The organism is Pseudoalteromonas sp. 120-MNA-CIBAN-0494 (genome assembly GCF_040308885.1).
Taxonomy (GTDB): Bacteria; Pseudomonadota; Gammaproteobacteria; order Enterobacterales; family Alteromonadaceae; genus Pseudoalteromonas; species Pseudoalteromonas nigrifaciens.
The window spans coordinates 1-708 of record NZ_JBEOOE010000091.1 but is presented as its reverse complement, the minus strand read 5'-3'; the positions used below and the strand labels follow the sequence as shown (position 1 = coordinate 708).

Below are 708 nucleotides of genomic sequence, written 5' to 3'. Positions count from 1 at the left end.
TTAAATGTACTTGAACAATATAATAATGATCCCGAAAAAATAGGTAAAATCAAAGTAGACTTAATTGGGCAAGTTGAAAAATCCATAGATTTTAAAAAAAGCATTGGTGAGAATACTGACTTTTTATCAGGTGTTTTAAATAAATTTAAAGATCTTGACGGTAAACAGTTAAATGGGAAGGTTGATATCTTAGCATAATACGGCATATAACAAGACCTTCAAACGGACAAAAAACAGTTTGCTGTTTTCACTTCGTTCAACATTTTAGCAAACAATTTTTTGCCGCTTAAGGTGGCGTTAGGCAATCTATTGATGTTAGCGTCAACTTTTCAGGGTGTTAAACTATGTTGTGGAAAGGATTATGAAAGTAATTTTTATTTTTATTCCTGTATTTATAATTGTTTTTGTCCTTAATCAATTTTCTTATGGAGCATGCTTTAAGGGATACTGCCTTGAAGCTGCATTTCCCAAAGTTGCCTTTATATCGCTGGTTATTTCGTTAATCGTTTTTTTTATATCTAAAGAAAACGACGAAAAACCTCAAAAAAGCATTCAAAAAAACAATCCATTCCTCAATCAAGACAAAATTTGTGTTACTCATGAGGCTCCACAAAATACGATTTATGTTACCCATGAGGCTCCACAAAATACGATTTGTGTTACCCGTAAGGTTCCACAAATGAAAATTAAACTTAAGGGTAAATCGGA

2 pseudogenes are annotated in these 708 nt (G+C 31.9%); both read left to right on the top strand.

The window, feature by feature from the left end:
• Window positions 1–198 (top strand): annotated as a pseudogene (locus AAEY55_RS18115) (hypothetical protein); the annotation flags it as partial.
• A gap of 163 nt (window positions 199–361) precedes the next feature.
• Window positions 362–708 (top strand): annotated as a pseudogene (locus AAEY55_RS18110) (hypothetical protein); the annotation flags it as partial.